This is a genomic window from Candidatus Pelagibacter sp. HIMB1517 (genome assembly GCF_052047895.1).
Taxonomy (GTDB): domain Bacteria; phylum Pseudomonadota; class Alphaproteobacteria; order Pelagibacterales; family Pelagibacteraceae; genus HIMB114.
Window position 1 is genome coordinate 47061 of sequence record NZ_JBNAIW010000006.1, and the last position, 17296, is coordinate 64356.

Sequence of the window (17296 nt, forward strand, 5' to 3'; positions counted from 1 at the left end):
ATGGAAGATGTCATTAGAGGTTTTGGTTTATTATTAGAGTTTCAAAATATCGCTTTGATATTTGGCGGTGTTTTAGTTGGTGTATTAGTTGGCGCTTTGCCTGGACTTAGTTCTCCGATGGCAATTGCTTTATTAATGCCTTTTACAATCAGTTTAGATCCTGTTGCATCAATTTCAATGATGGCAGCACTTTATTGTGCAGGAACTTTTGGTGGATCTATTACTGCAATTTTAATTAATGCACCCGGTGCACCACCTGCTGTTGCTACAGCTTTAGATGGTTATCAAATGGCTAAAAATGGTGAACCTGGTAGAGCACTTGGACTAGCTGCAATGTCTAGCGTGATTGGTGGAATTATAGCTATTATCATATTTTTATTTGCAACACCTTTACTAGCTGAAATCGCTCTAAAGTTTGGTCCAGTTGAATACTTTGGATTATCTTGTTTTGCGCTTTCAATGTTAGCGGCAATGAGTGGAAAGTCATCTATAAGAAACTTAATTGCAGGAACTATGGGAGTATTGGTTTCAACAATTGGAGTACACCTAGCGACAGGTGTAGAAAGATTTGACTTTGGAGTAGAGGAATTAACCGAAGGTATTAAATTCGTACCAGTATTAATTGGTTTATTTGCGATGTCAGAATTACTGACACAGTCAAAAACTTTAAATGCTGCAGTTGAAAGAATGTCAGCAAAAGCTTTGAGATTACCAACTTGGGCAGAGCTAAAAAGTTTAAAAGGAACAATTCTAAGATCATCAGGACTTGGAACGTTTATTGGAATTTTGCCAGCAGAAGGATCAACTGTTGCTGCAATGATGGGTTATAACGAAGCTAAAAGATGGTCTAAAACGCCAGAAAAATTTGGTACCGGACACGCTGAAGGAATAGCTGGTCCAGAGGCTGCAAATAATGCTGCGGCCGGTGGCGCAATGGTTCCTACTTTAGCACTGGGTATTCCTGGCAGTGGAACAACTGCATTAATTTTAGCTGCATTAGTTATGCATGGATTTAGACCTGGGCCTTATTTAATTACTGAAACTCCACATCTTGTTTATGCTATTTTTGGAGCTATGTTATTTGCAAACTTTGCATTTATGGGGATTGGTTTAGCAGGAGCGAGATTCTTTTCTTATGTAACATTCATTCCTAAAAAGTTTTTATGGCCATCAGTATTTGTATTTTCTTTAATAGGCTCTTACGCTTACAGTTCTGCAATTTTTGATGTTTGGGTTATGTTAATTTCAGGTATCATTGGTTACTTTGCTTTGAGAAATGGTTTTTCACCTGCACCATTTGTGATGGGTTTAATTCTTGGTAAAATGGTTGAGGAGACATTCACGCAATCAATGGTGATTTATGACAGTCAATTCTTAAATTTCTTTGAAAGTGGAGTATTTATATTCTTCATGATTTTAACCGTTATCAGTTTATCTACACCTTTCTGGGGTAAGATAAAGCAAGCGATATCAGGTAAAAAAAGTGAATCAGCCTTTTAATAAAGATAAAGTTGTTGTTATTACTGGTGGGGCAAAAAAAATTGGCCGCGCTACTGCTAAAAAATTAGCTGATCAAGGTTTTAACATTCTTATTCATACAGGCGGCAAAAGTATTGATGAAGCAAAAAAAACTGTAGCTATCGTTAAGGAATATGGAGTTCAATCTGATTTTATTGATGGCGATTTAGCAGATATTAAAACAATTGATAAAATTAAAAGTGCTGCTGAAAAGTTAGGTACCCCTTCAGTTTTAATTAATAATGCAGGTTTAAGAATTCATGATGATTTTGAGAAAATCACCTATGAAGATTGGAAGAGAGTAATGACTGTAAATGTTGATGCATCATTTCTTTGTACACAAGCATTGATAGGTCACATGACTAAACAGAAGTGGGGAAGAGTCATTAATATTGGTGGTTTATCAGCTCACATTGGAGCAAAAGAAAGAGCGCATGTTGTAACCTCAAAAGCTGCATTAATTGGTTTGACAAAAGCTATAAGTATGGAGTTTTTAGAACGAGGTGTGACGTGTAACTGTGTTGTACCTGGTTTTATAGAAGATTTTGACAGTAAAGAAAAAGCTCTTAAAGGTCATTGGTTAAGACATCCTCAAACACCAAATCTTGTTCTTAATCGATTCGGAAATCCTGATGAGGTTGCAGAGGTGATTGCCAATTTATGCAAAAAAGAAGCTGATTATATTAACGGTCAAACACTACATGTTAATGGTGGTAGCTATACCCCATGACAATAGCTGAAGAGTTTTCAAGTTGGGCAAAATCCCTTTCAACAAAAGACATATCAGATAAATCAAGACAAACTTTAGAGTTTTTATTTAAAGATATTTGTGGAGTCATCGTTTCGGCTAGAAACGAGAATTATGTTCAAAGTTTAGTAAAAACTTATAAAGGAACAGGTTCTCTTATCTCTCTTGGTCACGGAAAAGATTTTGATATGTTTTCAGCCGCAATTATTGCCGGCACCGCTGCACATGGAGAAGATTTTGACGATACATTTGAAGGTAATCCAATGCATGTTGGAGCATCCATGATACCAGCAATGTTATCTGCTGCACAAAAATTTAATTTATCTGGAGATCAAATTTTAAAGGGAATGATTGTAGGTTCTGAACTGATTTGTAGATTAGCTTTAGTTGCTCCTACAGCAATGCACAAACAATGTTTTCATCCAACAGCTGTATGTGGAACTTTTGGAGTTGCAGCAGGTTTGTCATCAGTTCTTGATATGTCAGAAAAACAAATGTCATCTGCACTTGGAGTAGCTGGAAGTTTTACTTCTGGTATTATTGAATACTTAGCCGAAGGATCGTGGACCAAAAGAGTACACCCAGGTTGGTCTGCAAATTCAGGAATGAATGCGGCTTTAATGGCAAAGTCTGATTTTTACGGTCCAAGAACTGTATTTGAAGGTGAGCATGGTTTCTTTAGAGCATTTGCGTTAAGAGAAATTGAAAGAGATTATTCTCATTTAACCGATAAGTTAGGATCAAGATGGGAGACAGAAAATTTAGCATTTAAACCATATGCTTGTGGAACTATGGCTCAACCATTTGTAGATTGTGCAGTGAAATTAAAAGAAAAAGTAAAAGATCCAAAAAAAGTTAAATCAATTTTAGCAAAAGTTGGAGAAGGAACGGTTCATAGATTATGGGAACCTTCAAAAGAAAAGAAAAATCCATCCACTCCATATTCAGCTAAATTCTCTGTTCCATATTGTGTTGCAGTTGGTTTTTTAAGAGGTGATGCGGGTTTAAGTGAATTTAATGAACAAAGTATTAAAGACAAAGAGATCTTAGAATTAGCTCATAAAGTTCAATATGAGATTGATCCTAATGATGAATACCCAAAAAATTACACCGGAACATTGATTTGTGAAACTGATGATGGAGTTTTTGAAGAGCATCAACCTTGTTTTAGAGGTGGCCGAAAACAACCTGTTACCAAAGAAGATATTGAGAAAAAATATCAAGCAAATTTAAAATTTTCCAAAATTAGCGATAAAGAGATAAAAAATTTAAATTCTTTTGTTGATACAATTTTTGAAAAACCAGATTTTACAAAAATTATTATTCAATAATTCAAATCATGGAAGCTGATTTTGATATAGCGGCGTTATTTGCAAGTCTTGGTTTTTTTGAATTAAGTATTTTAATTTTAACTGCTTATTTTGCATCAGTGGTTTCAGGAATATCTGGATACGGCGGTGGAATGACACTTGGTCTTTTGGTGTCACCATTTATTCCAATCAAGTTACTTGTTCCATTAATGTCAGTTTTTGTTTTATTTTCTAATTTTTCAAGAATGTACTATTACAGAAAAAATATTTTTTGGAAAAAAGGTATTTATTTTGCTGCTATTTCAACACCGTTTCTAATTGCTGGTACAAATTTTTACGCAGCAGTTTCACCCAAGACTTTATATTTTTGTCTAGGTTTTGGATTAGCGTTTATTGTCATCTTAAGAAGAGTATTTAAAAAAATTAATCTAAATATTGGATGGTTTGGTTTGGGAGTAATGGCTGTATTTTATGGAACTATAAGCGGAGTTATTTTAGGACCTGGATCAGTATTACTTACAGCATTAGCTGCAAATGGAATGGTCGGTGCACAAATTATAGGAACAGATTCTTTTATTACTCTAATCAATGTTATCATTCGGTTAATTTCATTTTGGAATCTTGGATTGTTAAATCTTGATGCTCTTTATGTTGGATCAATGATTGGTATCGTTGCGATTTTTGGATCTTATACTGCTAAAAAAATTGCAGATAAACTTGGGGTCAAGTTACATACAATTATAATTGAAGTATGTGTAATTCTGGGTGGAGCTGCAATGATTTATAGAGCATTTACTTTTTAAAAAACTTTAAACCAATTTTCATAGATTAATTTTAAGCTAGATAAAAAGATTAAAGCATAAATAATATTATAATAAATTTTTTGAGGAACATTTTTTACAATCCAAAATCCAAATAAAATTCCCACTGGTATAAATGGAGATAACATCAAAGATGTTTTGAAATTATCAAGATTAATTATTCCTAATGGAATATAAAACATCAACTTAAATATATTGAGATAAAAAAAGTATGTAATTCTAGTTCCAACATAAACAGATTTTTCTAAGCCCAAAGGTACTAGGTATACACTAATTGGTGTTCCTCCAGAGTGAACACAAAAACCTGCAAAGCCTGATGCAATTGACCAGAAACTGCCTTTAATAAAAGAAGTTTTTTGTTTAATGATTTCTTTATTAATTTTTATGTAATAATTAAGTGTAAAAATTAGACCAATAATACCAATAATTAACTTGAGATCCTCTTCTTTAAAAAACGTAAAAGTATAAAAACCAATTATCGTTCCAACCAGCCCAGCTGGAATCATTATAAGTAAATTTTTTTTACTAAAGTTTTTTCTGTATCTGTAAAAAGCTAACCAATCCATAACCATAAGAATTGGCAAAAGAACCGCGAGCGCTTGTGGCAATGGCATGACCAGCAACATCAATGGTGTTGCGATTAGGGCTAATGATCCAATCGCTGCACCTTTTGCTATTCCAAAAAGAATAACTGCAGGAGCGGTGCATATGAAAAACAATGTATTTAGTTCCATTAAAAGAAAATGTTAGATATTATTTATTTTTTATAAGTCCAAGTATATCTTTTTGGAATTGGACCTTTGTTTTTTTCATTTTCAAGAGATTGTTCATAAGCATGAGCCATAATCCCAATAGATCTTGAAATTACAAAAAGTGCTCTTGCCAAAATTGGTGGAAAACCAAGTTCGCCATAAACTACTGCAGATATTCCATCAATATTCATTGGAATAGACTTATTTTTAATTTTTTTTAATTGTAATTCCACCTGTTCTGCAATTTTTAATATTTTTCCTTTAATCTGTTTTTTTTTAATTAATTTTTTTAGCGCATTTTTTAGTGGTTTTACCCGAGGGTCTATTTTATGAAATCTGTGCCCAAAACCAGGTATATTTTTTTTATTTTTTATTTTTTGATTTAAAAAAACTTTAATAGATTGCTTGCTATTAAGTAATTCATTATACATTTCTAGCGATTGTTGACCTGCACCCCCATGAACATCACCCAAAACGTTTGCAGCAGAAGCCATAGCATTATTAATTCCAATACCACAAGTCATAGCCATTCTAGATACTGCAATCGCTGGAGATTGTGGTCCATGATCCACAGATGCCATTAATGTAAGATCTAATAACTTGGCTTTATCTTTAGATACTTTTTTCCCTAGAGTTAATAAGAAAATCATTTGTGATAAACTAAAGTTTTGTTTTATCAAACTTTCAATTTTATTACCTCTATAGGAAATCTTATTTGGTGACATTTTGATAATAGATGTTGACCACCAGTCTAAAATTTCTTTTTCAATTTTATTCATTTATTATTTTTTCTTTTTTAAAGGTAGTTATTTGCCTACTAGTATATCCTAACGTTCTCATAATTGAATTTGTATTTTGACCAAGTTTAGGAGGTGGTGATTTTACACGATTAATTTTATTATTAATTCTCATTGAGGTTTTGAGTAATTTTAACTTTGGGAAACCTTTTATTTTATATGAGGTAATAATTTTTCTACTTTTAATTTGATTGTGTTTTAAGATTTCTGGAATTGAAAGAATAGGTCCACAAGGTACATTAAATTTTTGAAATTTTTTTACCCAATCATTTGTTTTTTGTTTTAGTAGTTTTTTTTCAATGATTTGTTTTAAAAGTTTTCTGTTTTTTAACCTATTTTGTCTATCGCAAAACTTTTTATTTTTAATTAAGTTTTTTAAATTTAAAGCAATACATACTCCTTCAAAATGAGATTGTCGGTTAGCAGCAATATTTATCATACCATTCTTTGTTTTAAATGTTCCTGATGGGGATGCTGTAAAATTTTCATTTCCAAGTGGTTTTGGTATTACATTCGCATTAAGATAGTTAGATACAACCCAGCCCATAGAAGAAATAACCGAGTCCAACATTGAAATATCAATATGAGAAGCTTTTCTGTTTTTATTATTTAATAATGATGTAATAGCTAAAGCAGCATTAAGTCCGCCAATTGTGTCAGCAACTGGATAACCAACTCTAAAAATATTTTTACCTTTACCAGTTATACTCATTACACCTGAATAACCTTGAATAATTTGATCATAGGCAGGAAGTTTAGATAAAGAACCATTTTGTCCAAAACCAGAAATTGAAGCAAGGATAATTTTTTTATTTATTTTTTTTAATTTGCTAAAGCCTATACCAAGTTTTTTAATAGTTCCTGGTTTAAAATTTTCTACAATGACATCAGATTTTTTTACTAATTTAAAAAATATATCCTTTCCTATTTTTGATTTGATATTTATTGCAATTGATTTTTTACCAGCATTTTGAGCCAAAAAAGAAATACCCATCTTTTTTTTGTTAAAGTTAATTGATGCACCTAGTTGTCTTGCCAAGTCTCCACCGGAGGGGTTTTCAACTTTAATTACCTCACAACCTAAGTGTGCCAAAAGGTGGCAACAGTAAGGTCCAGCTAATACATTTGTAAGGTCTAATACTCTGTATTTTTTCATCTGATAAATATTGAATACATTTCTTATATTGTATAACTTATTAATATTAAACGTTTAAACAAGGGGGATAAATGCTTAAAACTTTTAAGCGACTATTTGCAACTCTTTCAGTATTTGCAATAGCTCTTTCAGCTCCTTCATCATCTTTTGCAATTGATAAATTGCACTTCATCATTCCTGGTGGAGCTGGTGGTGGTTGGGATGGAACTGCTAGAGGAACTGGAGAGGCTTTAACTAAATCAGGTATGCTAAAATCTGCATCATTTGAAAATATGTCAGGTGGTGGTGGTGGAAAAGCGATCTCATTCATGATTTCTCAAAAACCAAAAGGTACAATCATGGTGAATTCAACACCAATTGTGATTAGATCAATTACTAATCACAAAGGTTTTAAAAAATCTGGTGGAGGAGTGCTATCTTACAAAGATGTAACTCCTATTGCTGGAATTATTGGTGACTACGGTGCAATCGTTGTTGCAAAAAATTCTAAATTTAAAAACTTTAAAGATGTAGTTGCAGCTTACAAAAAAGATCCAAAATCAGTAAAAATGTCTGGTGGATCTGTAAGAGGTGGTATGGACCATTTAATTGGTGCTGCTGCTTTCCAAGCCGCTGGTGCTGATCCTGCAAAAGTAACTTACATTCCTTATGATGCTGGAGGAAAAGCAATGGCTGGTCTTCTATCAGGAGAGGTAAGTTTAATGTCTACAGGTCTAGGTGAAGTTGTTGGTGCTCAAGATCAAGTAAGAATCTTAGGTATCACTGCTCCAAATAGATTAAAAGATGCTCCAAATGTTCCTACATTAAAGGAACAAGGTTACGATGTAACTTTTGTTAACTGGAGAGGTTTCTTTGGACCTCCAGGTATGAGCAGCAAGGATAAAAATGCTGTTGCTAAATTACTTGGCGATGTTCAAAAAACTCCAGAGTGGGAAGCTGTAAGAAAAAGAAATGCTTGGGTGAATATTTACAATCCAGGTTCTAAGTTCGACAGTTTCTTAGCTGATCAAACAAAAGTTATGACAAGCCTAATGAAAAAATTAGGAGTTTTATAATTTTTAAATAATAATGGCGGCCCGATATAGGGCCGCCTTTTTTTATGATTAGTGAAAACAAAATAATTTTTTTAATATTTTTTGTAATTTCAAGTCTTTACTTGTATGGATCATATAATATTCCAATTCATGCATTTGATTTAAATGCGCCATTTAATGCAGCAACTTTCCCCAAATTTATTGGGATGGTCGGAATAGGTATTTCTGCTCTATTTATAGTTTTACCTGAAGCTTCAAAACCAAATGTTAATTATAAAGCTTTAGACTTTAAGAATACTGCAATTTTATTAATCTTGATGTTAGTTTATGCTTTTTTTATTCAAACAGTAGGTTTTTTTCTTTCAACTAGTTTTTTTCTTTTATTTGCTTTTTATGCTTTAGGCGAAAGGAGAAAAAAAGTTTTGTTTTTTTTCTCGTTCCCATTTGTAGCTATTTTTATGCTAATCTTAATTAAGGGTTTAGATATTTATTTAAGAGATCCTTTCCTTAAAATGATTGGATTAATTTCATGATTGATGGAATTTTATCGGGAATTAGTACTGCGTTAAATTTTAAGAATTTAATTATGGTATTTGTTGGATGTTCTGCTGGAACAATAATTGGAATGCTTCCAGGCCTTGGTCCAATGACAGCAATTGCTCTGATGATACCAATTACGTATGGTTTAGATCCAGCTGCGGGGTTAATTTTAATGGCAGGAGTTTATTATGGAGCAGTATTTGGAGGCTCAACCTCATCGATTTTGATTAATGCTCCTGGAGTTGCTAGTACCGTTGCTACATCATTTGATGGTTACCCAATGGCAAAACAAGGAAAAGCAGGTAAAGCACTAGCAATCGCTGCTTACAGTTCTTTTGCTGGCGGAACTGTTTCTGCTGTATTTTTATTAATAGCAGCGCCGTCCTTATCGGTAATTAGTTTATCTTTTAGATCTCCAGATTATTTTGCTTTAATGATTTTAGGATTAACTGCTGTTGCAGCTTTTTCTTCAAAAGGTCAATTTTTAAAAGCAATTGCAATGACCCTAGTTGGTTTGATGCTAGCAACCATTGGCCAAGATTCTTTATCAGATCTTACTCGATTCACATTTAATAATATAAGATTATCGGATGGAATTAGTTTTATTCTCGTCGCTATGGCAACTTTTGCAATGTGCGAAGCTTTAATAATGATTTTTAAAAAAGAAGACAAAGCGAGCAAAGCAGATCAAATTTCTCTTCAAGAACTTGGCTCTATGAAACTTGAACAAGAAGAGAGAAAAGAAATGATTAAAACTTGGCCAAAAAATTCAGTGATTGGTTTTTTAATTGGTGTACTTCCAGGAGCGGGAGCAACAATTGCATCTTTTTTAGCTTACGGAATGGAAAGAAACTTGGCAAAAGATGCCGATAAAGAAAAGTTTGGTAAAGGTAGCGTAAGAGGTTTAGCTGCACCTGAGAGCGCAAATAATGCTGCATGTTCAGGTTCTTTTGTGCCACTTTTAACTCTTGGAATACCAGGAAGTGGAACAACAGCTATTATGCTTGGAGCGTTACTCGCGTTTGGAATTCAGCCAGGACCCAATCTTTATAATACAAATCCAGATATTTTTTGGTCGGTAATAATATCAATGTACATCGGAAATATAGTGCTTTTGATATTAAATTTGCCATTAATACCTTACATTGCAAGATTACTTGCAGTTCCTAGAAATGTTTTAGTGCCAATGATTATATTTTTCTCAGTCATTGGAGTGTACCTGATTTCATTTAACACTTTTGATATTTTCTTAATGATTTTTATTGCAGCTGTAGCTATGATTTTAAGACTTTATGATTTTCCAATGCCACCATTAATTTTAGCATTTGTACTTGGTGGAATGATGGAGACTAATCTTCGAAGATCTCTTCTAATTAGTGATGGTTCATTTGATTTTTTATGGAGCAGACCAATTACAGTAGTGATTTTATGTATCACGTTAGCAATTGTGGGTATGCAAATTTATAATTACTTTAAAAAGTTGAAGAAAAGCTAACTATTTTTTAACCTCAAGCTTTTGCCCATCTAACCACTCAGCATCCTCACCTTTGTAATGTTCTTTTTTCCAGATGGGCGTTCTTTTTTTAATTTCTTCAATAATGAATCTCGAAAAATCGTAGACTTGTTTTCTGTGTTTACACGCAACGGCAATAATAATTGAAATACCACCAAGTGGTACATAGCCTTTAGCATGTTCAATAAATGCTACCGGATGTTGTAAATCTAATTTTTTAATTGCTTCATTATATATCTCTTCAAAGCTTTTTTTCACCATTGTATCATGAGAGTCGTATGTAATTCCTGTGACTTCTTTTTCATTATTATGATCTCTTACTGTCCCAATAAAAAATAAAGATGCACCACATTTGTGCGACTCAATAAATTTTTGAGCTTTATCTAAAGAAATATTTTTTATATCTACTACATCACAATGAAACATTACCCACCTCCTATTGGCGGTATAATTGATACAGCATCATTATTTCGTAATTTATAAGCATCTTCAACAATTTCATCTTTTGAGCTAAATGCAGATTTCTTAACCATCTCTAAGTAATTATTATTTTCTGGAAATTTAGTTTTAACAATTTCGATCATTTGATCTCTAACATCTTTAATTTTAGAATTTTCATCTAACTCAAGATCAATATGATCTTTATCAGAAAGCTCTCTACAAACACCAAACAATTCCACTTTAATTTTCATAATCAATTAATTTTACCAGATCGCCTTTTTTAATTAATTTATTTTTTTGATCAAGTAATAACCAGCAGTTTGCTTTGACCAAACTATTAAGTTTGTAAGACTCTTGATCAGGAATAATTTTTACTCCTTTTTGATTAACAAATGCTCTTCGCAATTCGGTTAATTGAGGATTTTTTTTATAATTATGTAATAATTTTGAAGTTTTAAAACTAACCTTTTGGTTTTGCATAGAAAGTATTAAAGGGACGACCAAGAAATGAAATCCTACAATTGTTGATATAGGATTTCCAGGTAAGCCAAAATAATATTTACTATCCTTAACCGCGAATAGGGTAGGTCTACCTGGCTGCATTCCAATTCTATGAAATTGAATTTTGTATTTTTGTTGTTTTAAAAATTTAGGAAAATAATCTTTATGACCAGCAGATACCCCACCTGTTGAAATGATAATTGTATTTTTTAAATTCTTAATTTTTGAAAAAACATTATCAATTGCCTTATGGTTATCTTTTACAATTCCAAGGTAAGTAAATTTAAAGTTAAATTTTGATGAAAAGCTTTTAAAATATTCAGGTATAGAGTTTATAACTTTTTCATTGTTTTCAACGCGATCTGAAATTTCATCACCAGAGCTAAATAATACAACGTTTGGTGTTTCGTAAGTTGATGTGATGTGATTTCCTGAGGATTTAATTAATAATTTTTTTGCTGGAGATAATTTTTCATTTTTTTTTATTAATACTTTGCCCTTTTTAAAGTCTGATCCTTCTAATCTTACATTATGATATTTCCTTATTTTTGAAGGAATTTGAACCAATCCATCAATAACCTCAACTTGTTCGTAAGGCAGCATACAATCAAAAGGAGCTATAATTTTTCCACCTGTACTTATGCGGTAACAGGTATTTTTAACGTATTGAATTGTTTTTTTTTCTCCAACTGCAAGTTCTCCATTAATTTTAAAAAAACTATTTTTAAGTGTGTCTGAAGATTTAAACGCAAATCCATCCAATAAACTATTATTATAAAATGGGTTATTTCTCTTTGCTTTGATGTTTTCAGCTAAAACCTCATTGTTTAGGTCTTTAGTATATTTTTTTACCTTATTTTTTTTTGAAGTTTTGAGAACTTTCTGAAGAGCTTCTTTATATGAAGTCATGACTATTTAAGGTGAGACAAAAATTCAGGAACACCGTTTGGATTAATCCATAATCCACTCTTCCCACCTTGTTTAACTAAAAGTCGAGTTTGCTGTATCAGTAAATCTGGATTAACTATTTTACTTAAATCATAAATTGTTATTAAAGCAGCATTCACACCCATAATAGCTTCCATCTCAACACCAGTTTTTGCATTTGCAGACACAAGACAGTAAACATCCAAAGCAAAATTGTTTTCATCTAAGACAATTTTTGTTGAAGTATGATCTATCTGCAATGGGTGACAAAGCGGAATAAGATCACTTGTTCTTTTTACACCGAGCACAGCAGCAACTTCTGCAAGCGTTATTGGATCGCCTTTTGGCATCTCACGGTTTTTAATTAAATTGAAAACTTCTTTTCCAACTATAATTGACCCTGTTGCTAAAGCTCTTCTCAAAGTGATTTCCTTGTCAGACACATCAATCATATTGAAAGATTTTTCCTGAAAGAGTTCTTTAGTCCAATCTTTAAGATCTTCTTTTGTTACAATTTTAAGTTTCAAATTATCCTCCTACTGACGCAAGGTGAGGAGTGATACCTGTATTTCCTAGTTCAAGGTAATGAGATTCTTTTTTAAATCTTAATTGAGTTAAAATCAGATCAACCAACTCATCTTTTTGTTTAGGATCTTGTAAATATTTTCTTAAATCGGTACCAGTATTTCCAAATAAGCAAAGTCTTAACTCACCTTTGGCGGTAATTCTAAGTCTATTACAAGTTTTACAAAAATCTTTTGAATAAGGCGCAATAACACCAAATTGTCCTTTCAAATTTTCATTTTTATAATTTAAAGCAGGTCCATCATCTAATGCTCGATCAACATTTTTCCAACCTTTGGTCTCAATATATTCTCTAAAGACTTTCGCGCTTTGATGATACTTTTTAAAATAATCTAAGTTGTCACCAGTTTGCATAAGTTCAATATATCTAAAACTAATATCATTTTGATTTATAAATTCTGACCATGCATCAAATTCCTCTTGATTATCATTTATGTCTCTTAATAATACAGCGTTTACTTTGATGTTTTTAAATCCTTTATCTTGTAAAATTTTTATACCCTCTAAGATTTCTGGTAACCGGTCATGACCTGTAATCTCTTTAAATTTAGATCTATTCAAAGTATCAATACTAATATTTATACCGTCTACGCCAGTATCAAGAAATTTATCTGTTAATTGATTAAGCTTATAACCATTAGTGGTAACAACTAATTTCTTTATTCCACTTTTTGATTTAATTAATTTCATTACATCAAAAAAATCTTTTCTTACTGTTGGCTCTCCACCAGTAACCCTAATTTTTGATACACCCAGATCTGATAATCCGTTTACTAAGTTTTCAATTTCTGAAATATTTAAAAAGCCAGGGTGATTATTTGGTTTGAAATAACCGTTTGGCAAACAATAACCGCACTTAAAATTACATACATCTGTGATGGACAATCTAATGTAAGGAAATGTGCGCCCAAATGTATCTCTAAGTTTTTCCCCCATGGGTTTAAAGTACTGTTTTTAGATAATAATTTAAAGCCTTTTTTATCTACAATTATCAGTTGAGTAAAAATTTTTTGGTTGATTACAGGACCAAATTTATAATAAAATTCTAATAGAGTAAGGGGGAAAAATAATGACAAAAAAAACTAAAATAAATTCAAGCAGAAGAAATTTCCTTGCTGGCTCAGCTACAGTTGCAGGAGCAGCTGCCGCAGCTTCAGTAATGCCAATTTCTATTGCTAATGCCAACCATAAAGAGGCTGGCGCTAGAGGCTTGCCATCTTGGACAAGCTGGAAAAAAAGAAGTGCATTAATCATTCACTCAGATAAAGGAATGGAAACGCACCGTGATGCAATTGGAAATAGTGTAATCACACCTTTAAGACACGTTTATATTCGAAATAACATGCCAACAATGAGCGATGCTCAAATTGGTAATAGAAATAATTGGAAACTAAGAGTTGAAGGAGTTAGAAATCCTAAAACTTATACACTTGCACAACTTAAACAATTAGCTCAAGTAACAAAGGCTACTATTCTTCAATGTTCTGGAAATGGAAGAGGTTTCTTTAAGCATAAGCCTAGAGGATCTCAATGGGAAACTGGTGCTGCTGCTTGTTTAGTTTGGACTGGTTGTCCAGTATCAGCAATCGTTAAAGATTGTGGTGGTGTTGTAAGTGGAGCTAAATTTATGACATCTGCTGGAGATGATATGCCAAAACAACTTGATCCTAAAAAAGCTCTAGTTGAAAGGTCAGTGCCAATAAAAGCACATAAAGACTCATTCGTAGCTTGGGAAGTGAATGGTGTTGATATACCTAATTCTCATGGTGGTCCATTGAGAATGATCACTCCAGGTTACTTTGGTATTAACAACGTTAAAAATATCGGAAAATTAGCTTTTACTGCTAAAGAGTCTGATGTGAAATATATGAAATCAAGTTACAGAATTTCTCCAATTGGAAAAAAAGGATCGCAATATCCTTCTTGTTGGGAAATGCCTGTTAAGTCTTGGATTACATCACCAATGAAAAGTGCAAAATCTGGAAATGTTGTAATTTCTGGTGTTGCTTTTGGTGGAACAAGAAAAGCTTCTGCAGTTAAAGTTTCAGTTGATGGAGGAAAATCTTGGAAGAAAGCAAAATTTACCGGTCCTGATATGGGTAAATATGCTTGGAGAAGATTTGTTCTTGAGACAAAACTTAAACCAGGTAGCTACAAAATCGTAAGTAAAGCTTCTGCTGGTGGAAAATCTCAACCAAAAGTGAGAATGGAAAACAGAAGAGGCTATGCTCATAACGGGTGGTTAGACCATGGCTTGGATATTACAGTTTCGTAATATTACATTTGCAACCTTATTCATCGTTTCAATAACATCATCCCATTCATGGGGTGATGTTATGAAACAAGGTATGCAAATCTTTAATGAGAAAGCAGGATGTGCAGCTTGTCATGTTTTAAAACATGCAGGATCTCAAGGTAACATTGGACCTAATTTAGATTATTCAAAAGACTCACAAAACGTCGCATATGTTAAAGACATGGTGACAAATGGTTTAGGGGTAATGCCAGCCTTTGGAAAAGATGGAATACTCACACCTGAGGAGATTGATATTGTTTCAAATTATGTTGCAAAAGTAGCAGGAAAGTAGATATATAAAGTAATGATGGAAATTTTAAATATGGGTGGTTACGCAGCATTTGTTTGGCCAGCTTATTTTTTCGCACTAGGATTAACATTCTTTTTATACAAACATTCAGTAAAACAGCTAGTCAAAGCTGAAAAAACAGCAAAAGACCTAGGTTTAGTTGAAGAAAAATCTAAAGAGATTGTTCTAGATCAAAAACAATCAGCTTAAGCTTTTTTTAGTTTTTTATTGGATATATTATTTTTGTTATAAACGACTTTTATACTCTTCTTTTCAAGAGTGCTAAAAATTTCTTTATTTTTAAAAAACTCTATTTCTTCACGAGTTAATTTCACTGATGGTCTTGATTTCATTAATTAAAACTAACAATTCAGATTAAAAAATTAAAATAAATTTTAAATTAATTTGCCCAATTTGAGTGCAACTTTTAATTGATAAATATTTTATAAAACATTCTGATTGCCACGAACAATACTACAGCAGATGTTATCAATGCTAAAATGCGAGTTGGTAAAATTTTTATATTTATAAAATTTCCTATTTGACCTCCAACTAAAACCGCAATTAAGAGTGGCCAATATTCTAGAACATAATTTAGAGTTTCATTTTTTGTCAGTTGTCCAAAAACTCCAGCAATAGAGTTAATTAATATAAATACAGATGCTGTAGTTATAATATCTTTTGGTTTAGCAGCTCGTATTAAAAATAAAATTGGACTTAAGAATATCCCACCTCCAATTCCAACTACGCCAGAAATAAAGCCAAGTGTGCCACCTATTAGTAATGAAATAATAAAAGGTATTTCTATATATTTTTTGTCATCATCATATGATTTAAAATTAACTAATAATAACAAACCAGCAATTGATAGAACAATAAAAAGTAAGATTTCAAAAATATCTTTTTCAATAGCTAGCGATCCACCTAGGTAGGCCAGTGGAACAGATCCGATCAAATAAGGAACAATCAATTTAAGATTTAAGTTACCAGCTCTTGTGTAGTTAATGCAGTTTCCTAAAACCACAATGATGTTACAACATAGAGCGATAACTGGAAAAACAGTAAACGGCACTCCCCACAGCAATAATAATGCCAAGTAAGTTGATCCACCTCCAAACCCGACACTTGAGTAAATGCTGGCTGTGATTAAAAATAATATTGTTAAAATTATCATCTTAGATCTTGAAGTTTGGATATATGCGAAGGCGTAATTTCGCAACATCCACCAACAAGTTTTGCGCCCATATCAATGAATTCTTTTGAAATTTCTTGAAATTTAAAAACAGTTAAATCTTCATTTTTCCCAAGTGCCAAATTTGGATTTGAAGAGTCAGGCTTCCATCCTTTTGGTATTTCTTTGAATGCATTCACTTTAAATCCAAATGGTACACCAGATTCTACGAAACTATTTTTAGCTTCAATAACATCTTCATAAGCTACACAAGAGCCAGTTATTGCCAAGGGGTTATAAGATTTTATTTTATTTATAACATCTTTAATTTTTTCGCCTGAAGGTAATAGGCCATTTTTTTTGAAATGAATACCAACTATAAAAGGTTTATTGAAAATTTGTATTGACTGGATACCAATTTCGATTTCTGCCGAGCTACTCAAAACGTCAAGGTAAAATAAATCCACGCCTTCATTTAAAATTTTAGCTTGATCAAAAAAATTTTTTTTCATTTTATTAATGTCACCAAGTTCTGGAAGATAAGTAAAGTTTTGTGGAGGCAAACTGCCAGCAATTAACACTTTTTTTCCAGAAACTTTCACAGACTCTCTCGCAAGTTTTAACGCTGTAAGGTTTAACTCTTCAAAACGGTGTTCAATTTGATTGTCTTCAAGTCGTCTTCTTCTAGACCCAAAAGTATTTGTTAATATCATTTCAGCTCCTGCGTTGATGAAATCAATATGGCAATCTTTCAAAATCTGATGATATTTAGTTTCCATTAACGCAGTTGCAGACCATAAGTTTGATATAGGCTTTACACCTCTAGCTAGAAGTTCCTGCCCCATGCCGCCATCTAAAATTTTAAATCTAGAGAATAAGTCTTCGTTAATCATTTAG

At 32.4% G+C, this 17296-nt stretch carries 21 protein-coding genes; 10 read left to right on the forward strand and 11 right to left on the reverse strand.

The genetic code is table 11. The annotated features are described in order from the left end of the window. Genes ACTTAT_RS03915 through ACTTAT_RS03930 form a run of 4 tightly spaced genes read left to right on the forward strand, consistent with a single transcriptional unit; the run spans position 1 to position 4379 of the window. Entirely contained in the window at positions 1–1500 is a 1500-nt protein-coding gene (locus tag ACTTAT_RS03915; RefSeq protein WP_440679774.1) for a tripartite tricarboxylate transporter permease, read from the forward strand. Then, positions 1484–2248, forward strand: a complete 765-nt coding sequence (locus tag ACTTAT_RS03920; protein WP_440679775.1) for an SDR family NAD(P)-dependent oxidoreductase — start codon at positions 1484–1486, stop codon at positions 2246–2248. The genes ACTTAT_RS03915 and ACTTAT_RS03920 overlap by 17 nt, the downstream gene beginning before the upstream one ends. After that, a complete protein-coding gene (locus ACTTAT_RS03925; RefSeq protein ID WP_440679776.1) occupies positions 2245–3597 on the forward strand; it encodes an MmgE/PrpD family protein in 1353 nt (450 codons plus the stop codon). The genes ACTTAT_RS03920 and ACTTAT_RS03925 overlap by 4 nt, the downstream gene beginning before the upstream one ends. A gap of 8 nt (positions 3598–3605) precedes the next feature. Beyond that, positions 3606–4379 (forward strand): sulfite exporter TauE/SafE family protein, encoded by a 774-nt coding sequence (locus tag ACTTAT_RS03930; protein WP_440679777.1) that lies wholly within the window; start codon positions 3606–3608, stop codon positions 4377–4379. Here the strand turns inward: ACTTAT_RS03930 and ACTTAT_RS03935 are convergent. Genes ACTTAT_RS03935 through ACTTAT_RS03945 form a run of 3 tightly spaced genes read right to left on the reverse strand, consistent with a single transcriptional unit; the run spans position 4376 to position 7102 of the window. Then, positions 4376–5131: a sulfite exporter TauE/SafE family protein gene (locus tag ACTTAT_RS03935; RefSeq protein ID WP_440679778.1), complete on the reverse strand. Its 756-nt coding sequence runs from the start codon at positions 5129–5131 to the stop codon at positions 4376–4378. The genes ACTTAT_RS03930 and ACTTAT_RS03935 overlap by 4 nt on opposite strands. Positions 5132–5154: 23 nt before the next feature. Beyond that, on the reverse strand, positions 5155–5928 hold the full coding sequence (locus tag ACTTAT_RS03940; protein ID WP_440679779.1) for a citryl-CoA lyase: 774 nt from the start codon (positions 5926–5928) through the stop codon (positions 5155–5157). After that, on the reverse strand, positions 5921–7102 hold the full coding sequence (locus ACTTAT_RS03945) for a CaiB/BaiF CoA transferase family protein (RefSeq protein WP_440679780.1): 1182 nt from the start codon (positions 7100–7102) through the stop codon (positions 5921–5923). Before ACTTAT_RS03945 ends, ACTTAT_RS03940 begins: the two co-directional genes overlap by 8 nt. 71 nt (positions 7103–7173) lie before the next feature. On the opposite strand from ACTTAT_RS03945, the gene ACTTAT_RS03950 reads away from it, so the two are divergent. From ACTTAT_RS03950 to ACTTAT_RS03960, 3 genes are read left to right on the forward strand one after another with little or no spacing between them, the layout of a single operon-like run. Continuing rightward, positions 7174–8157, forward strand: coding sequence for a tripartite tricarboxylate transporter substrate binding protein (locus ACTTAT_RS03950; protein WP_440679781.1), 984 nt, complete (start codon positions 7174–7176; stop codon positions 8155–8157). Positions 8158–8201: 44 nt separating this feature from the next. Beyond that, positions 8202–8669 carry a tripartite tricarboxylate transporter TctB family protein gene (locus ACTTAT_RS03955; RefSeq protein ID WP_440679782.1) on the forward strand — a complete coding sequence of 156 codons (468 nt, stop codon included), beginning with the start codon at positions 8202–8204 and terminating at the stop codon, positions 8667–8669. Beyond that, positions 8666–10171 carry a tripartite tricarboxylate transporter permease gene (locus tag ACTTAT_RS03960; protein ID WP_440679784.1) on the forward strand — a complete coding sequence of 502 codons (1506 nt, stop codon included), beginning with the start codon at positions 8666–8668 and terminating at the stop codon, positions 10169–10171. Before ACTTAT_RS03955 ends, ACTTAT_RS03960 begins: the two co-directional genes overlap by 4 nt. Here ACTTAT_RS03960 and ACTTAT_RS03965 read toward each other — a convergent pair whose 3' ends face one another. From ACTTAT_RS03965 to moaA, 5 genes are all read right to left on the reverse strand, one after another. Further along, entirely contained in the window at positions 10172–10615 is a 444-nt protein-coding gene (locus tag ACTTAT_RS03965) for a molybdopterin synthase catalytic subunit (protein WP_440679785.1), read from the reverse strand. After that, a complete protein-coding gene (locus ACTTAT_RS03970) occupies positions 10615–10881 on the reverse strand; it encodes a MoaD/ThiS family protein (protein WP_440679786.1) in 267 nt (88 codons plus the stop codon). Before ACTTAT_RS03970 ends, ACTTAT_RS03965 begins: the two co-directional genes overlap by 1 nt. Further along, entirely contained in the window at positions 10871–12040 is a 1170-nt protein-coding gene (locus ACTTAT_RS03975) for a molybdopterin molybdotransferase MoeA (protein WP_440679787.1), read from the reverse strand. Before ACTTAT_RS03975 ends, ACTTAT_RS03970 begins: the two co-directional genes overlap by 11 nt. A 2-nt stretch (positions 12041–12042) precedes the next feature. Next, positions 12043–12510, reverse strand: coding sequence for a cyclic pyranopterin monophosphate synthase MoaC (gene moaC / locus ACTTAT_RS03980; protein WP_440679824.1), 468 nt, complete (start codon positions 12508–12510; stop codon positions 12043–12045). A 76-nt stretch (positions 12511–12586) separates the two neighbouring features. After that, positions 12587–13579, reverse strand: a complete 993-nt coding sequence (gene moaA, locus ACTTAT_RS03985; protein WP_440679788.1) for a GTP 3',8-cyclase MoaA — start codon at positions 13577–13579, stop codon at positions 12587–12589. Positions 13580–13712: 133 nt separating this feature from the next. Between moaA and ACTTAT_RS03990 the strand changes: the two genes are divergently transcribed. Genes ACTTAT_RS03990 through ACTTAT_RS04000 form a run of 3 tightly spaced genes read left to right on the forward strand, consistent with a single transcriptional unit; the run spans position 13713 to position 15438 of the window. Further along, entirely contained in the window at positions 13713–14918 is a 1206-nt protein-coding gene (locus ACTTAT_RS03990) for a molybdopterin-dependent oxidoreductase (RefSeq protein ID WP_440679789.1), read from the forward strand. Further along, a complete protein-coding gene (locus ACTTAT_RS03995; protein WP_440679790.1) occupies positions 14893–15231 on the forward strand; it encodes a c-type cytochrome in 339 nt (112 codons plus the stop codon). Before ACTTAT_RS03990 ends, ACTTAT_RS03995 begins: the two co-directional genes overlap by 26 nt. A gap of 12 nt (positions 15232–15243) precedes the next feature. Then, positions 15244–15438 carry a heme exporter protein CcmD gene (locus ACTTAT_RS04000; RefSeq protein ID WP_440679791.1) on the forward strand — a complete coding sequence of 65 codons (195 nt, stop codon included), beginning with the start codon at positions 15244–15246 and terminating at the stop codon, positions 15436–15438. On the opposite strand, the gene ACTTAT_RS04005 is transcribed toward ACTTAT_RS04000, so the two are convergent. From ACTTAT_RS04005 to ACTTAT_RS04015, 3 genes are all read right to left on the reverse strand, one after another. Then, a complete protein-coding gene (locus ACTTAT_RS04005) occupies positions 15435–15581 on the reverse strand; it encodes a hypothetical protein (RefSeq protein WP_440679792.1) in 147 nt (48 codons plus the stop codon). The genes ACTTAT_RS04000 and ACTTAT_RS04005 overlap by 4 nt on opposite strands. A 74-nt stretch (positions 15582–15655) precedes the next feature. Beyond that, positions 15656–16402 carry a sulfite exporter TauE/SafE family protein gene (locus ACTTAT_RS04010; protein WP_440679793.1) on the reverse strand — a complete coding sequence of 249 codons (747 nt, stop codon included), beginning with the start codon at positions 16400–16402 and terminating at the stop codon, positions 15656–15658. Next, positions 16399–17292 carry a homocysteine S-methyltransferase family protein gene (locus ACTTAT_RS04015; protein WP_440679794.1) on the reverse strand — a complete coding sequence of 298 codons (894 nt, stop codon included), beginning with the start codon at positions 17290–17292 and terminating at the stop codon, positions 16399–16401. Before ACTTAT_RS04015 ends, ACTTAT_RS04010 begins: the two co-directional genes overlap by 4 nt. Between the last annotated feature and the right edge of the window lie 4 nt (positions 17293–17296).

Excerpts from the sequence above, each read along its gene's own strand:
- ACTTAT_RS03915 (WP_440679774.1), top strand. The coding sequence starts at position 1 with ATGGAAGATGTCATTAGAGGTTTTGGTTTATTATTAGAGTTTCAAAAT.
- ACTTAT_RS03925 (WP_440679776.1), top strand. The coding sequence starts at position 2,245 with ATGACAATAGCTGAAGAGTTTTCAAGTTGGGCAAAATCCCTTTCAACA.
- ACTTAT_RS03930 (WP_440679777.1), top strand. The coding sequence starts at position 3,606 with ATGGAAGCTGATTTTGATATAGCGGCGTTATTTGCAAGTCTTGGTTTT.
- ACTTAT_RS03935 (WP_440679778.1), bottom strand. The coding sequence starts at position 5,131 with ATGGAACTAAATACATTGTTTTTCATATGCACCGCTCCTGCAGTTATT.
- ACTTAT_RS03940 (WP_440679779.1), bottom strand. The coding sequence starts at position 5,928 with ATGAATAAAATTGAAAAAGAAATTTTAGACTGGTGGTCAACATCTATT.
- ACTTAT_RS03945 (WP_440679780.1), bottom strand. The coding sequence starts at position 7,102 with ATGAAAAAATACAGAGTATTAGACCTTACAAATGTATTAGCTGGACCT.
- ACTTAT_RS03950 (WP_440679781.1), top strand. The coding sequence starts at position 7,174 with ATGCTTAAAACTTTTAAGCGACTATTTGCAACTCTTTCAGTATTTGCA.
- ACTTAT_RS03955 (WP_440679782.1), top strand. The coding sequence starts at position 8,202 with ATGATTAGTGAAAACAAAATAATTTTTTTAATATTTTTTGTAATTTCA.
- ACTTAT_RS03960 (WP_440679784.1), top strand. The coding sequence starts at position 8,666 with ATGATTGATGGAATTTTATCGGGAATTAGTACTGCGTTAAATTTTAAG.
- ACTTAT_RS03965 (WP_440679785.1), bottom strand. The coding sequence starts at position 10,615 with ATGTTTCATTGTGATGTAGTAGATATAAAAAATATTTCTTTAGATAAA.
- ACTTAT_RS03970 (WP_440679786.1), bottom strand. The coding sequence starts at position 10,881 with ATGAAAATTAAAGTGGAATTGTTTGGTGTTTGTAGAGAGCTTTCTGAT.
- ACTTAT_RS03975 (WP_440679787.1), bottom strand. The coding sequence starts at position 12,040 with ATGACTTCATATAAAGAAGCTCTTCAGAAAGTTCTCAAAACTTCAAAA.
- moaC (WP_440679824.1), bottom strand. The coding sequence starts at position 12,510 with ATGATTGATGTGTCTGACAAGGAAATCACTTTGAGAAGAGCTTTAGCA.
- moaA (WP_440679788.1), bottom strand. The coding sequence starts at position 13,579 with ATGGGGGAAAAACTTAGAGATACATTTGGGCGCACATTTCCTTACATT.
- ACTTAT_RS03990 (WP_440679789.1), top strand. The coding sequence starts at position 13,713 with ATGACAAAAAAAACTAAAATAAATTCAAGCAGAAGAAATTTCCTTGCT.
- ACTTAT_RS03995 (WP_440679790.1), top strand. The coding sequence starts at position 14,893 with ATGGCTTGGATATTACAGTTTCGTAATATTACATTTGCAACCTTATTC.
- ACTTAT_RS04000 (WP_440679791.1), top strand. The coding sequence starts at position 15,244 with ATGATGGAAATTTTAAATATGGGTGGTTACGCAGCATTTGTTTGGCCA.
- ACTTAT_RS04005 (WP_440679792.1), bottom strand. The coding sequence starts at position 15,581 with ATGAAATCAAGACCATCAGTGAAATTAACTCGTGAAGAAATAGAGTTT.
- ACTTAT_RS04010 (WP_440679793.1), bottom strand. The coding sequence starts at position 16,402 with ATGATAATTTTAACAATATTATTTTTAATCACAGCCAGCATTTACTCA.
- ACTTAT_RS04015 (WP_440679794.1), bottom strand. The coding sequence starts at position 17,292 with ATGATTAACGAAGACTTATTCTCTAGATTTAAAATTTTAGATGGCGGC.